At 63.2% G+C, this 13,920-nt stretch carries 12 protein-coding genes; 9 read left to right on the top strand and 3 right to left on the bottom strand.

Annotation, left to right across the window (positions count from 1 at the left end; translation table 11 throughout):
• Positions 1–148 precede the first annotated feature (148 nt).
• Together hpf and secA are read left to right on the top strand one after the other, a co-directional pair.
• Positions 149–829 carry a ribosome hibernation-promoting factor, HPF/YfiA family gene (hpf, locus tag AC1Q6C_RS21265; protein ID WP_003940893.1) on the top strand — a complete coding sequence of 227 codons (681 nt, stop codon included), beginning with the start codon at positions 149–151 and terminating at the stop codon, positions 827–829.
• Between the two features lie 131 nt (positions 830–960).
• Positions 961–3,804, top strand: coding sequence for a preprotein translocase subunit SecA (gene secA, locus AC1Q6C_RS21270; RefSeq protein ID WP_007731191.1), 2,844 nt, complete (start codon positions 961–963; stop codon positions 3,802–3,804).
• A 36-nt stretch (positions 3,805–3,840) separates the two neighbouring features.
• On the opposite strand, the gene AC1Q6C_RS21275 is transcribed toward secA, so the two are convergent.
• Entirely contained in the window at positions 3,841–4,359 is a 519-nt protein-coding gene (locus AC1Q6C_RS21275; RefSeq protein ID WP_277376881.1) for an Rv3235 family protein, read from the bottom strand.
• Between the two features lie 130 nt (positions 4,360–4,489).
• On the opposite strand from AC1Q6C_RS21275, the gene AC1Q6C_RS21280 reads away from it, so the two are divergent.
• The 6 genes from AC1Q6C_RS21280 (at position 4,490) to AC1Q6C_RS21305 (ending at position 10,720) form a co-directional block, all read left to right on the top strand.
• Positions 4,490–4,915 carry an HAD-IA family hydrolase gene (locus AC1Q6C_RS21280; RefSeq protein WP_003940859.1) on the top strand — a complete coding sequence of 142 codons (426 nt, stop codon included), beginning with the start codon at positions 4,490–4,492 and terminating at the stop codon, positions 4,913–4,915.
• Positions 4,909–6,318 (top strand): WS/DGAT/MGAT family O-acyltransferase, encoded by a 1,410-nt coding sequence (locus AC1Q6C_RS21285; protein ID WP_007731194.1) that lies wholly within the window; start codon positions 4,909–4,911, stop codon positions 6,316–6,318. The genes AC1Q6C_RS21280 and AC1Q6C_RS21285 overlap by 7 nt, the downstream gene beginning before the upstream one ends.
• 23 nt (positions 6,319–6,341) lie before the next feature.
• Entirely contained in the window at positions 6,342–6,842 is a 501-nt protein-coding gene (locus tag AC1Q6C_RS21290) for a DUF6912 family protein (RefSeq protein WP_030535010.1), read from the top strand.
• 92 nt (positions 6,843–6,934) lie between these two features.
• The gene (locus AC1Q6C_RS21295; RefSeq protein ID WP_492666767.1) at positions 6,935–8,053 is read left to right on the top strand and encodes a ferredoxin reductase; all 1,119 of its coding nucleotides are present in this window, start codon (positions 6,935–6,937) and stop codon (positions 8,051–8,053) included.
• A gap of 24 nt (positions 8,054–8,077) precedes the next feature.
• Positions 8,078–9,340, top strand: a complete 1,263-nt coding sequence (locus AC1Q6C_RS21300) for a fatty acid desaturase family protein (RefSeq protein ID WP_003940901.1) — start codon at positions 8,078–8,080, stop codon at positions 9,338–9,340.
• Between the two features lie 138 nt (positions 9,341–9,478).
• The gene (locus AC1Q6C_RS21305) at positions 9,479–10,720 is read left to right on the top strand and encodes a fatty acid desaturase family protein (RefSeq protein ID WP_003940700.1); all 1,242 of its coding nucleotides are present in this window, start codon (positions 9,479–9,481) and stop codon (positions 10,718–10,720) included.
• Between the two features lie 98 nt (positions 10,721–10,818).
• On the opposite strand, the gene rsgA is transcribed toward AC1Q6C_RS21305, so the two are convergent.
• The gene (gene rsgA / locus AC1Q6C_RS21310; protein WP_037129054.1) at positions 10,819–11,856 is read right to left on the bottom strand and encodes a ribosome small subunit-dependent GTPase A; all 1,038 of its coding nucleotides are present in this window, start codon (positions 11,854–11,856) and stop codon (positions 10,819–10,821) included.
• Entirely contained in the window at positions 11,805–13,118 is a 1,314-nt protein-coding gene (aroA, locus tag AC1Q6C_RS21315; RefSeq protein ID WP_042922161.1) for a 3-phosphoshikimate 1-carboxyvinyltransferase, read from the bottom strand. The genes rsgA and aroA overlap by 52 nt, the downstream gene beginning before the upstream one ends.
• Before the next feature lie 49 nt (positions 13,119–13,167).
• Between aroA and AC1Q6C_RS21320 the strand changes: the two genes are divergently transcribed.
• Positions 13,168–13,920 (top strand): SOS response-associated peptidase, encoded by a 753-nt coding sequence (locus AC1Q6C_RS21320; protein WP_492666768.1) that lies wholly within the window; start codon positions 13,168–13,170, stop codon positions 13,918–13,920.

A 13,920-nucleotide genomic window follows, 5' to 3' on the forward strand; every position in this document is an offset into this window, starting at 1 on the left:
GCGCGCGTTACGTACTAGCGTCGGCGGCACACCCGAAAATACTGGTAGGAGGTGGTACTTCGATACTGGTGCCGGGCGGATCCCCTCTCGGTACTTGCAGAATTTGCCGCCGCCCACCGTGGGGCGGGGCCGTAATTGGGAGGTACGAGTGACGACCCCTTCGCAAGCCTCGTTTTTCATCGAGGACGCCACCATCGAGCGTTCCGAGAATGCCGCAGCTCCGAGATCCGACGTCGTAGTCAAGGGACGAAATGTCGAGATCCCCGATCACTTCCGAATCTACGTTTCGGAAAAGCTGGCGCGACTCGAACACTTCGACCCCTCCATATTCCACTTCGACGTGGAACTCCAACATGAACGCAACCGACGACAGGCCAAGAGTTGCCAGCGCGTCGAGATCACCGCTCGAGGTAAAGGCCCGGTGGCCCGAGCCGAAGCGTCCGCAGACAGCTTCTACGCCGCCTTCGAATCGGTGATCGACAAGCTCGAGAGTCGCCTCCGTCGAACCAAGGACCGCAAGAAGGTCCATTACGGCGACAAGCGACCGGTGTCCGTCGCGGAGGCAACCGCCTCCCTCGTCGACGCAGACTCACTCGGAGTCACACCGGACATTTCGCTGAACGGTCAAGAGCCGGACGAGTACGACGGCCCGGGACGCGTGGTCCGCACGAAGGATCACCCGGCCGAGCCGATGACCATCGACGACGCTCTCTACGAGATGGAACTGGTCGGACACGACTTCTTTCTCTTCCATGACAAGGAGTCGGACAAGCCGTCCGTCGTCTACCGTCGTCACGCTTTCGACTACGGATTGATCCGCCTGACATGACCCAATCGGTGGTGGGTTTGCTCGCTCGCCGCCGGTAGCGCCTACCATGGAATCCGGCCGGAGTTTTCGGACCCCGGCCGGATTTTCAGTGTGTGACCCCCTGTCGCCGAAGATTGAGGACGAAGAAGACTGTGCCGTCGCTGTCGCTATCGAAGCTGCTCCGTGTTGGTGAAGGTCGCATGGTCAAGCGGCTCAAGCACATCGCCGAGCATGTGGAATCTCTGTCGCCCGATGTCGAAGGCCTGACAGACGAGCAACTCAAAGCCAAGACCACCGAGTTCCGTGAGCGCTATGCCGCCGGGGAAACTCTCGACGAGTTGCTGCCCGAGGCATTCTCGGTTGCCCGCGAGGCGTCGTGGCGCGTGATCGACCAGAAGCACTTCCACGTGCAGATCATGGGCGGCGCGGCCCTGCACTTCGGCAACGTCGCCGAGATGAAGACCGGTGAGGGCAAGACCCTGACCTGTGTTCTTCCGGCATACCTGAACGCGATCGCGGGTGACGGCGTCCACGTGGTGACGGTCAACGACTACCTCGCCAAGCGTGACTCCGAGTGGATGGGCCGCGTTCACCGCGCCCTCGGCCTCGAGACCAGCGTGATCCTCTCGGGTATGACGCCGGCCGAGCGCCGCGTCGCCTACGCAGCCGACATCACCTACGGCACCAACAACGAGTTCGGGTTCGACTACCTGCGCGACAACATGACGCATTCGTTGGACGACCTGGTCCAGCGTGGCCATGCGTTTGCCATCGTGGACGAGGTCGACTCGATCCTCATCGACGAAGCCCGAACCCCCCTCATCATCTCGGGCCCGGCCGACGGCTCCAGCAAGTGGTACAGCGAGTTCGCGCGTATCGCGCCGCTGCTGAAGAAGGACGTTCACTACGAGGTCGACATCCGCAAGCGCACCATCGGTGTGCACGAGGCGGGCGTCGAACTGGTCGAGGACCAGCTCGGTATCGACAACCTGTACGAAGCCGCGAATTCGCCGCTGGTGAGCTACTTGAACAACGCGATCAAGGCCAAGGAGCTCTACACCAAGGACAAGGACTACATCGTCCGCGACGGTGAGGTCATCATCGTCGACGAGTTCACCGGCCGCGTGCTGGTCGGCCGCCGCTACAACGAGGGCATGCACCAGGCGATCGAGGCCAAGGAGAAGGTGGAGATCAAGGCGGAGAACCAGACCCTTGCCACCATCACCCTGCAGAACTACTTCCGTCTGTACGACAAGTTGTCGGGCATGACGGGTACCGCCGAGACGGAAGCTGCCGAGCTTCACCAGACTTACACGCTCGGTGTGATCCCGATCCCGACCAACCGTCCGATGGTCCGAGTCGACAACGGCGACCTCATCTACAAGACCGAGGAAGCCAAGTTCGACGCGGTGGTCGACGACGTCGTCGAGCGCCACGAGAACGGCCAGCCCGTCCTGATCGGTACCACCAGCGTCGAGCGCTCGGAGTACCTGTCCAAGCAGTTCACCAAGCGCGGCGTTGCCCACAACGTCCTCAACGCCAAGTTCCACGAGAAGGAAGCGACCATCATCGCCGAGGCCGGTCGCTCCGGCGCGGTCACCGTCGCGACCAACATGGCCGGCCGCGGTACCGACGTCGTGCTCGGTGGTAACCCGGACATCATCGCGGACATCGCGCTGCGCAAGAAGGGCCTCGACCCGGTCACGACGCCGGACGAGTACGAGGCGGCTTGGGACGCAGTCCTGGACGAGGTCAAGGCTGAGGTCAAGGCAGACGCCGAGAAGGTCCGCGATGCCGGCGGCCTGTACGTCCTGGGCACCGAGCGTCACGAATCGCGCCGAATCGACAACCAGTTGCGTGGTCGTTCCGGACGTCAGGGTGATCCCGGCGAATCGCGGTTCTACCTCTCGCTCGGTGACGAGCTCATGCGCCGTTTCAACGGTTCGGCACTCGAGTCGATCATGACGCGCCTGAACCTGCCCGACGACGTCCCGATCGAAGCCAAAATGGTCTCGAAGGCCATCAAGAGCGCTCAGACCCAGGTGGAGCAGCAGAACTTCGAAATTCGCAAGAATGTCCTCAAGTACGACGAGGTCATGAACCAGCAGCGAACGGTCATCTACAAGGAGCGCCGCCAGATCCTCGAGGGTGAGGACATGGAAGGCCAGGTCGAGCAGATGATCACTGACGTGGTCACCGCCTACGTCGACGGTGCCACCGCCGAGGGATACGTCGAGGACTGGGATCTCGAGCAGCTGTGGACGGCGCTGAAGACGCTGTACCCGGTCGGCATCGATCACAAGACGTTGGCAGGGGAGGACGGCGCAGGCATCAACAGTGACCTGAGCCGTGACGACCTGCGAACCGCTTTGCTCGAAGACGCCCACGCGGCGTACAAGAAGCGCGAAGCCGAGATCGATGCGATCGCCGGCGAAAACGGTATGCGTGAACTCGAGCGTCGTGTCTTCCTCTCGGTCCTGGACCGTAAGTGGCGTGAGCATCTCTACGAGATGGATTACCTCAAGGAGGGAATCGGTCTGCGTGCGATGGCCCAGCGCGATCCGCTGGTCGAGTACCAGCGCGAGGGTTACGACATGTTCATCGGCATGCTCGACGGATTGAAGGAAGAGTCCGTCGGATTCCTCTTCAACCTGCAGGTCGAGGCAGCTCCGGCGCAGCCCGCAAGTGGAATTTCCGTCACCGCGGGCTCTGCCGCCGCGGCGTCCGCCACGGCGCCCAAGCCGCTCCCCACGCAGGAGGCTGCGGCCAGGACAGCCGGAACTGCCGCCCCGACGGCGTTGCGCGCCAAGGGACTTGACGACGAAGGTCCGTCGCGTCTGACGTACACCGGCCCGGACGAGGACGGCAAGGCAAAGGCAACACGTGACTCGGCTGCCGACACCGGCGACGGTGCCGCCTCTCGTCGCGAACGTCGTGAAGCCGCACGGACGCAGTCGAAGAGCAATCGAGCTCCGAAGTCCAAGCGCAAGCGCTGAGGTATTAGCGCAGTCAGTACTCGGCAGGCTGGACGGTCACACCACGTGTAGTGCGGTGACCGTCCAGCCTGTTTCGTCTGTGTGGTCGATCCGGCCTGCGACGGCAAAAGTCTGCGTGCCTCGTGTGTACGTCGCACAGACTTCGGCGGTACTCTCCGACACTGCTTGAACGTGGGTGCGGTGAACGGCCGCGCCGCCCAGCTTCCGGGCCGAGAAATCCGAAGTGTAAAGTCGCGCAACAACTTCCAGGACGGACGGCGCCAACACGCCCTTGAGCTGCCGCGGATTTCGTCGTCGGTCGACGGTTTCGAGAACCAGACGTAGTGATCGGTTCCAGAAGATGTCGGCACCTACCGGCCGCGGTTCCGGAGCGTGAGTGAACCCGGTACTGGGCGACGTTCCGTTGTGTGGCGTCTTTCGCGGGCGACGCAGCATCCGGTCTGTTCGGCACTGCGTTCGGTCTGGCCGGCACTGTGGCCGCGACAGCACGACGGTATGCGGGTGAGGCTCGAATTGCGGCGCCGGCTCGAGAACGATCTTGCAGTCCTGCTCCATGACATCCCCCCGGATGATCCTGCGTCCGAGACAGCTGTCTCGGACTTCGCTCCCCCGAGCGATGGTGAGAAGCATGACACGAATCGCTCGAGATGTCGCCGTGATCACCATCGCGACTTAGGGTGATGGCGTGCGGGGACTTCTGTTGGATGTCGGTGGCGTGTTGTTCGGTCCGGGATCGGATCTCGACGGCTTGAGCGCGGTCGTGCGCGCGGTGAAGGCCCGCGGAATCGTGACGGGAATCGTCAGCAACGATCCCGGCGGCGCCAGTGCTCAGTGGTTGCGGGATCTCGGCGACGGGGTCTTGGTCGACGACGTGATCTTGTCCGGTGATGTCGAGATGGCGAAGCCCGACGCCGAGATCTATCTGTTGGCAGCGAGTCGTTTGGGCGTCGAGCCGGAGGATTTCGTTTTCGTGGATGATCTCGAAATCAACGTCCGGGCGGCTGTGGCCGTCGGGATGGTCGGGGTCCATCACGTCGGCTCGGAATCGACCATCGAGGAGTTGTCGATTCTGTTCGATCTCGGCGAAGGAGGGGACACGAAGCCATGGTGAACAGACTGACGACTCAGGATGCCGCTTTCTACTTCCTCGAAGCCGGGACGACGCCGATGCATGTCGGCTCGTTGGGGATCTTCAGGCAACTGCGAAACGGGATCGATCACGAGGAGTTGCTTCGACTGGTCGAAGAGCGGCTCGGATCGGTTCCGCGTTACCGCCAGCGAGTGCGTGAGGTGGCGTTCGGTCTGGCCCGCCCGGTATGGGTGGACGACTCGGATTTCGACATCACCTATCACGTACGCCGATCGGCTCTGCCCAAACCAGGTTCCGACGAACAGCTGATGGATCTGATCGCGCGGCTGACGTCGAGACCACTCGACAGCACGAGGCCGTTGTGGGAGATGTACCTGGTCGAGGGGCTGACCAGAAACAGATTTGCCATCTTCACGAAGTCTCATTCGTCGTTGGTGGACGGCGAGGCGGCTCCAGAGATCAGTCAGGTGATCTTCGATCCGGAGAAGAATCGAGCGCCAGGCCCCGAAGAATTGTGGATGCCCGCCAGGCCGCCGAGCGATACCAGCTTGTTGGTCAGTGCACTGGCGGATCTCGTGACGAGCCCGGGGGAGGGGATCGCACGGGCGCGTGCAGCGTTCAACGACGTGACCACATCCGTCACCGAGGCTGTGAGTGCACTCGGGAAACTCGCGGAAGTGGTTCGAACGGCGACGCAGGTAGCCCCGTCGAGCCCGCTCAACGCCACCATTTCGCGCAATCGACGCCTTGCGGTGGCCAAGACGTCTCTGGAGGACTATCGACGTATTCGCGCGCGGTACGGGTGCGAGATCAACGACGTGATTCTGACCGTCATCGCAGGGGCGATGCGGAACTGGTTGCTCTCGCGCGGTGAACCGGTGACCGAGGCGACCATCGTGCGAGCGATGGTGCCCATGTCGGTCTACACCGACGGCCCGGAGAGTCCTGACGTCGACGATCCGCAAGCGCCCGGACATGTTTCCTCGTTCCTCATCGACCTGCCTGTCGGTGAACCCAACGCGGTGGTTCGGCTCTCGCACGTGGCCCATGCGACGGAGGCATTCGCGCGTCAGGGTCGGCGGGTCACCGCGCAGACGATGGTGCGAATGTCCGGGTTTGCGCCGGCGACGCTGCATGCGATGAGCTCGCGTGCGGCCAGCAGTCTGTCGCAGCGAATGTTCAACTTGATGATCACCAATGCGCCAGGGCCGCAATTTCCGCTCTACCTCGGTGGGGCTCGGATGCTCGAGATGTATCCCGTGTCGCCACTACTCAAGAATCAGACACTCAGCATCGCCCTGACGTCGTACGACGGGAATGTCTACTACGGTTTGAATGCCGACCGTGACGCGATGTCGGACGTCGACGTCGTTCGTTCGCTGATCTTCGAGTCACTCGAGGAATTGACGGATGCGAGTCGGTGACGAACGAGCATGAAGGTGGTCTCATGAGGGTGTACGTACCGGCGACGGTCGAGATTTTGCAGCAGTTGGTCGCAGATCAGGAGTTCGACCCTATGAGCCGGACGGCTTTTGCGGTCACCCCGACTCTGCGTGAGTCGTACGCGGCGGGGGACGACGACGAGTTGGCCGAGGTCGCCATGGGTGAGGCTGCGCGTGCGTCGCTGCGACTGATCGCCGGAACCGAGGGTGACGTCACCTTCCGGCGTGCTGTCGTTGCCGCCGACGTCGACGATGCCGATGTGAAGTTACGGCCCGATCTCGACGATTCGGTAGTCCGATTGGCGGGTCCTGTCACGATGGCTCAGGTTGCATCTGTGCATGTCGACCTCGAACAGGCAGAATCGGACATCGAGCGCGCTGCTGGCATAGTCGACGCGGCGGATCTCGGTGACGCCGATGCCGAGTTCACGCTCGGTGACGCGGAGGACCACGAGTTGGCGTGGTACGCCGCGCAGGAGTTGCCGTTCTTGCTCGACCTGCTGTGAATGTGCTTACCGTGAAGTAACCTACGGTACCGTAACCTGATAACCTACGGTACCGTAGGCAGTGGGTTCGGAAGGTGAGAGGTGGAGGTCTGATGGGTCTGAAGGACTGGATCGAGGCACCGGCAGCGTCGGTAGTTCCGGCAGCGCGGTCGAAGCTCAATCTGCTTCGCGGTGCGGCGGCTCGGCTGACCACACCATTGCTTCCCGACGACTATCTTCACCTCGCGAATCCGTTGTGGTCCGCGCGCGAGCTGCGTGGTCAGATCGTCGAAGTCCGGCCCGAGACCACGGACTCGGCGACCATCGTCATCAAGCCGGGTTGGGGATTCGACTTCAACTACCAGCCGGGGCAGTACATCGGCATCGGTCTGCATATCGACGGCCGCTGGCATTGGCGGTCGTACTCACTTACCTCGCCTCCCAACTGGGAGAACAAGCGCATTTCCATCGCGGTCAAGGCCATGCCCGAGGGCTTTCTCTCGAGCCACCTCGTCAGCGGGGCCGTGCCGTCGGGAACCATCGTTCGACTGGCCACGCCTTCGGGCAACTTCGCGTTGCCGGATCCGCCACCGGAGAAGATCTTGTTCATCACCGCCGGCAGTGGCATCACTCCGGTCATGGGCATGTTGCGGACGATGAACCGGCGCGGTCAATTGCCCGACGTCATGCACATCCACTCGGCTCCGACGGAATCCGACGTGATGTTCGCCGACGAACTCACAGCACTGCACGCCGAGCACGAGGACTTCGTGAGCCACGTTCAACTCACGCGCCGTGACGGAAAGTTCAAACTCAGTTCTCTCGACACGGTCTGCCCCGACTGGCGCGAGCGCCACACCTGGGCGTGCGGGCCCCTCCCGTTGCTCGACGAGCTCGAAGACGTTTGGAAGGCGGAAGGCATCGAGGGTCGACTCCACATGGAGCGGTTCGCCGTATCGCGCATCGACGCTTCGGCCGACGGTGGCACGGTCACGTTCGAGAAGTCGGGTAAGACGATCACCGTCGACGGTGCGACGACGCTTCTGGAGGCAGGCGAGCAGTCCGGTGCCTTGATGCCGTTCGGTTGCCGCATGGGCATCTGCCAGACGTGTGTCGTACCTCTCGTTGCCGGCCACGCGATCGATCTACGCTCGGGGAAACAGCACGCGGAGGGCGAGCGCATCCAGACGTGCATCTCCGCCGCCGCCGGCGACTGTACGCTGGACGCATAGCTTCTAGGCACACGGAGGACCACGGTGGCCATCACCGATATCAAAGAGTTTTCGCACCTCACCGAGGCCGATGTCGAAGCTCTCGGACGTGAACTCGATCAGATTCGACTCGACATCGAAGACTCTCGTGGGATCCGGGACGCCCGCTACATTCGTCGCGTCATTCGCGTCCAGCGGGCGTTGGAGCTCGGCGGGCGTATCGCACTGTTCGGCAGTCGGTACCGACCGGCATGGTTGGTCGGCACGACCCTGCTGAGCCTGTCGAAGATCATCGAGAACATGGAGCTCGGGCATAACGTCATGCACGGGCAATGGGACTGGATGAACGATCCCGAGATTCACTCCGTCTCGTGGGAGTGGGATCAAACCGGTCCTTCCGAGCATTGGAAGCGCGCCCACAACTACCAGCACCACACGTACACCAACGTCGTCGGTATGGACGAGGATCTCGGTTTCGGGATTCTGCGTATGACTCGTGACGAGCCGTGGAAGCCGATCAACCTTTTCCAGCCGATCGCCAACGTGATCTTGGCGGCCACGTTCGAGTGGGGCATCGCGCTGCACGACCTCACGGCGGCAGCCGAGTTGGAGGGCGCGGAAAAGGGGCAGCTGAACTCGCAGGCGAACAAAGACTTCGCGCGCAAGATCTTTCGTCAGGTGGGCAAGGACTTCATCTTGTTCCCGGCGCTGACGGGGCCGGCGTGGAAGTCGACCATGTCGGCCAATGCGACCGCGAACCTCGTGCGCAACCTGTGGGCGTACGTCGTCATCTTCTGTGGCCACTTCCCGGACGGTGCCGAGAAGTTCACTGTTGCCGAATTCGAGCAGGAGACTCGTCACGAGTGGTACCTGCGCCAGATGCTCGGTAGTGCGAACTTCAATTCCGGCAAGCTCATGGGACTCATGAGCGGCAATCTGAGCTACCAGATCGAGCACCACGTGTTTCCTGATCTGCCGAGTAACCGCTATCCCGAAATCGCTGTGAAGATGCGTGCATTGTGCGAGAAGTTCGATCTCCCGTACACCACCGGCTCGCTCTTCAAGCAGTATCTTCTGGCTCTGCGCACCATCCACAAGTTGGCTTTGCCGGACAAGTGGCTGACCGCAACCTCGGACAATGCTCCGGAAACGTCTTCGGAACTGCGGTTCCGCGACTCGGGATTCCGGGACGCAGCCATGGCGATGGTCGAGGACCTTCGTACCGATCCGATCACCGGTAAGCGTCTCGGTTTGTTGACCGCACTCAAGTCGCAGGCCCGTTCCCGCATGCCGAAGCGCCGGAAGTGATATAGGTTACATCGGGAAAAACCTAACCTACGGTGCCGTAAGTTACGCTACAGTAGGTGCAGTTGATCTGAACGATTCGAATCGCTGATCGTTCTGCACTTACTACTTTGCGCCTAACTCACTGCTAGGAGGCTTTCCATGGCGATTGCAGATGTCAAGGAATACGCACATCTCACGGACGCCGACATCGAAGCGCTCGGCCGCGAACTCGACGCGATTCGTCGCGACATCGAGGAGTCGCGCGGCGAGAAGGATGCGCGATACGTGCGCAACGTCATTCGTCTGCAGCGTTCGCTCGAAATCGGCGGCCGCGCAGTGCTTTTCGCCAGCCGTCGTCGTCCGGCGTGGCTCGCCGGAGTTGGCCTGCTGACGCTCTCGAAGATCATCGAGAACATGGAACTCGGGCACAACGTGATGCACGGGCAGTGGGACTGGATGAACGACCCGGAGATCCACTCCACCTCGTGGGAGTGGGACGTCACCGGCCCGTCTGCGCACTGGAAGCAGACCCACAACTACCTGCATCACAAGTACACCAACGTCCTCGGAATGGACGACGACGTCGGATACGGACTCCTCCGCGTCACCCGCGATCAGCGCTGGAAGCCCTTCAACGCCGGCAACCTGGTCTACAACACGCTGCTCGCGCTGTTCTTCGAGTACGGCATCGCCGCTCAGCACCTCGAGCTCGGCAAGGTGGCCAAGGGCCGCGCCGACAAGGAAGAGACGCAGCGCAAGCTCCGTGAGGTCGGCGAGAAGATCGGCAAGCAGGTCCTGCGCGACTACGTCATCTACCCGGCCATCACCGGCCCGGCGTGGAAGAGCACATTGTCGGCCAACTTCACCGCCAACACTCTGCGGAACGTGTGGACCAACGCGGTCATCTTCTGCGGCCACTTCCCGGACGGTGCCGAGAAGTTCACCAAGGAAGACATCGACAAGGAAACGCAGGCTCAGTGGTACCTGCGTCAGATGCTCGGCAGCGCCAACATCGAGGGCAGCGCGCTCATGGACTTCATGACGGGCAACCTGAGCTACCAGATCGAGCACCACCTGTTCCCCGATCTGCCCAGCAACCGCTACAAGGACATCGCGGTCACGGTGCGTCAGCTCGCGGACAAGTACGACTTGCCGTACACGACGGGCCCGCTTGCCGTGCAGTACGCCAAGTCCTGGCGAACCATCGCCAAGCTGTCGCTGCCCAACAAGTACCTCAAGGACACCGTCGACAATGCGCCCGAGACGGCGTCGGAGCGGATGTTCGACGGCGAACTGACCTCGACTGTCGATCCCGTGACCGGGCGTCGCAGTGGCCTCAAGAGCGCCATCGCACGTAAGCGCAAGAGCGGAAAGCTGCGCAGCCTCCTCGGCCTGCGCTGATCGTCGACTGCGCTGACCGTAGACAGCAAGCGGCCCGACACCATTCGATGGTGTCGGGCCGCTTTGCTGTTCTCGCCCGGAACGTCGCTCGGGGACGCTCAGTACTGATCGTTGGACTTGATCGCTTCCAGCAGTTGTCGCACAGCGACGACGCGTCGAGCTGATTTGCCCTCCAGCAGGTCGAGCTTGCATTCGGGATCTGCCGGCGGTCCGAGGTGCGTGCATCCGCGCGGGCAATCCTCGATCGCCGCAGCGAGATCCGAGAACGCCGCCACCACGTTCTCGGGCGAGATGTGCGCCAGACCGAACGAACGGATGCCCGGGGTGTCGATCACCCAGCCGCCACCGGCGAGCGGGAGTGCCACCGATTGCGTCGACGTGTGCCGGCCCTTGCCGACGCCGGATACGATGCCGACCGCTCGATTGGCATCGGGGACAAGGCGATTGACCAGTGTCGACTTTCCGACGCCGGAATGTCCGATCAGGGCGGTCAACTTGTGCTCGAGGATCTGCGTCAGTTCGTCCAGGGGATCGTCGCGACCGGCGACGACCACTTGGATGTCGAGGTCGGCGAACGTGCTCGCGAATTCCTCCGGCGGTTCGAGGTCGCTCTTGGTCAGGCAGACGATCGGCGTCAGGCCACCCACGTAGGCGGCGACCAGTGCGCGCTCGACGAAGCCGGTGCGCGGTGGGGGATCGGCGAGTGCCACGACGATGAGAAGCTGCTCCGCGTTCGCGACGACGATACGTTCGAAGGGATCGGTGTCGTCGGCGGTCCGTCGCAGAACCGTCGAACGCTCGGAGACCCGGACGATGCGCGCCAGGGTGTCGGTTTTGCCCGACAGATCGCCGACTATGTCCACCTGATCGCCGACGACGATGGGGGTTCGGCCAAGTTCGCGGGCGCGCATCGTGACGATCAGCCGGTCGGGATCGCCGCCGAGGACGCAACCCCAACGGCCACGATCCTTCGACACCACCATCCCCGATTCGGCCGAGAGATGTTCGGGCCGAGTCTTCGTACGGGGGCGGGATCCGCGCCCGGGGCGTACCCGGACGTCGGACTCGTCGTACTGCCGCGGACTCAGAAGCTTGCCTTCGGTGTCGCAGGCGAACTCTCGAGCATGTCGATCCACATGTTCTCGAAGCCCGGCAGTGTCTTGGCTGTGGTTCCGACATCGTCGACCTCGACACCGTCGACGACCAGGCCGATGATGGCGCCGGCTGTTGCCATGCGGTGGTCGGCATACGAGAGCCATTGTCCGCCATGGAGTTCCGCGGGAACGATCGTCAGGCCGTCATCGGTTTCGGTGACGGAGCCGCCGAGTTTGTTGATCTCGTCGGCGAGGGCGGCGAGACGGTCTGTCTCGTGCCCGCGCAGGTGCGCGATTCCTCGTAGATGCGAGGTGCCCTCGGCGAGAGCGGCCAGGGCCGCCACGGTGGGGGTCAGCTCTCCCACGTCGTGGAGGTCGATGTCGATGCCGCGCAGTTTCTCCGGGCCGCGGACGGTCAGGACACCATCGGCGAGAGTGACGTCGGCCCCCATCGAGGCGAGGATCCCGCGGATCGCGTCGCCGGGTTGCGTCGTCGACGACGGCCACATCGGGACGCTGACGGTTCCGCCGGTCACTGCGGCAGCGGCCAGGAACGGTGTGGCGTTGGAGAGATCGGGTTCGATCGCCCAGTCCACGGCGCGCACCGGCCCCGGTGCCACACGCCAGGTGTCCGCGTCACCGCCCGTGGCTGGCGTCGTCACGGAAACTCCGGCCTCGCGGAGCATCTCGACGGTCATGTCGATGTGTGGCATGGACGGGACGGGCTTGCCGTCGTGATGGACGGTGACACCCTCTTCGAACGCAGCAGCCGAGAGCAGGAGACCGGAGACGAACTGCGACGAACCGGATGCGTCGATGGTGACCGTCCCGCCGCGTAGGGACCCGGTTCCGGTGACGGTGAACGGGAGTGCGTCACCCTCGATCCGAGCGCCGAGACCGCGCAGTGCTTCCAAGATGGTGCCGAGCGGTCGTGTGCGTGCTTGCTCGTCGCCGTCGAAGTGGACGATGCCGTCGGCCATCGCGGCGAGTGGCGGCAGGAAGCGCATCACGGTGCCGGCCAGGCCGCAGTCGACCTCGCCGCCGCGCAGGGGTCCAGGGGTGATGCGAAGCGTGGTCGCATCACCGGCTTCCTCGACGCCGATGCCGAGGTCACGCAGAGCTGCGATCATCAGGTCGGCGTCACGGCTGCGGAGTGCACCGGTGATCGTGGACGGGCCATCCGCAAGTGCGGCCAGAATCAGAGCTCGATTGGTGATGGACTTGGATCCGGGCAGCGTCACCACTGCATCGACGGGTGCTTGGGCCCTCGGGGCGCTCCACAGACTCAGACTCACATGGTCCATCTTCTCTCATCGGTGGGGGAATGGTCGAAACCGTGCCACCCTGGGTGTCATGTGCGGAAGGTATGCGACCACAGCGGACCCGGCCACCCTGGCGGTGGAACTCGATGCGCTCGACGAGACCGACCACTCGGCGCTCGTCGAAGCCGACTACAACGTGGCCCCCACGACCGAGGTGTTGACTGTCGTCGAACGCCACGATCGGGAGAACCCCGACAGCGATCCGACCAAGAGGATTCGGCGGATGCGGTGGGGATTGGTGCCGTCGTGGACCAAGGAACTGGGCAAAGGCCCGGTCCTGTTCAACGCCCGCGCCGATTCGCTGGCGGAGAAGCCGGCGTTTCGGACCGCCTTCAAGTTCAAGCGTTGCCTGGTCCCCATGGACGGGTGGTACGAGTGGCAGACCGAGGCCACCGGCGGGAAGAAGGCAGCGAAGATTCCTTACTACATGCACCCCGACGACGGATCACGGCTGTTCATGGCGGGCGTGTGGTCTGCCTGGCGGGACCCGAGGGTCGAGAACGCGAGCCCCGTCCTGAGCTGCTCGATCGTCACGGTCGACTCTCTCGGTCACCTCGAGCAGGTTCACGACCGCATGCCCCTCGCCCTGCCTCGTGACCGCTGGGAGGCGTGGCTCGATCCCGACAACACCGTCGATTCGGCCCTGCTCGAGCCGGTACCGGACCTCTTCGAGCGGATCGAGGTCGATCGAGTCCGGCCGTTGGTCAACAGTGTCAAGAACAACGGACACGAGTTGATCGAGCCGGACGTCGACCGTGCCGGCGAGCAGATCAGCCTGCTCTAG

It is taken from the genome of Rhodococcus sp. MT28 (genome assembly GCF_058792695.1).